Annotated in this window: 1 pseudogene; it reads left to right on the top strand. The window is 77.9% G+C overall.

Going from position 1 to position 876, the window contains the following annotated elements:
* Window positions 1–876: pseudogene (locus GBZ26_RS29620) on the top strand (type VI secretion system protein TssA); the annotation flags it as partial.

Genomic DNA, 876 nt, shown 5'->3' with positions numbered 1-876 from the left:
CGCCGCGTCCCCGCCACCTGCCCGCCCCCCGGGCGGGGGTCGGCCGCCGCTTCCGGCAATCCGCCGACGCCTATCTGCGCGACCTCGCCATGGGCGGCCTCGCCGCCGCGCGGCTGTCGGTCGCCGCCAGCGAGTTGGAACTGCTGGCCGGCGGGGCGCGCTCCGGCGCCGACGCGGCGGCGGCATACGCCGAGGTGCTGTCGAGCCTGGAGGATGCCGCCCGCGGCCTGGGGGCGGAGCGCGGCGCCTGGATCGGCGCCAACGGCCCCGTCCTGCCGCCGGAGTTCGAGGCGCTGCTCGGCCGGCTGGAGAAGTCCGACCTGCTCGGCCCCAACCTGCGCGCCGACATCCTGGATCTCGCGCAGCGCCGCTACGACGAGGCGGGGGTCGGTGCCCGCAGCCTGGACTCCGTGATCGGCCGCCTGCTGGAACAGGCGCCGAACGGCGGCGCCCGGCTGGCCCCGGCGGCCGAGCAGCTTCCCCGCACCCCGCCGGGGCGGATGCCCCGCCGCTTCATGAAGACCGACGACAGCGGCGCGCCGGCGATGCCCGCCGTGGGCGCCGGCTGGGACCGCGCCGCGCTGGACAGCATCCCGCCGCTGGTCGAGGACTATCTGCTGTTTGACGCCAAGGACCTGCCGCAGGCGCCGGCCATGCTGCGCACCTCCATGCGGGCGGCGGCGCAGCACCAGCTCCGCCAGGGGGTGGAGCGCATCCTCGCCCGCGCGCTCGCCGGCAGCCCGGCCGGCGGCGGGGTGGACCGGGCGGGCGGGCTCGCGCAGCTCCGCGCCTCGGCCCGCGCGCTGCGCACCGCCTTCCCGGGGGTGGCCGAGACCCTGCCTGTCTCTTGTAAACAACGTACGCGGCCGCAGAACT

This window comes from Azospirillum formosense, assembly GCF_013340925.1.
Taxonomy (GTDB): Bacteria; Pseudomonadota; Alphaproteobacteria; order Azospirillales; family Azospirillaceae; genus Azospirillum; species Azospirillum formosense.
This window is presented reverse-complemented; position numbering and strand designations above follow the sequence as displayed.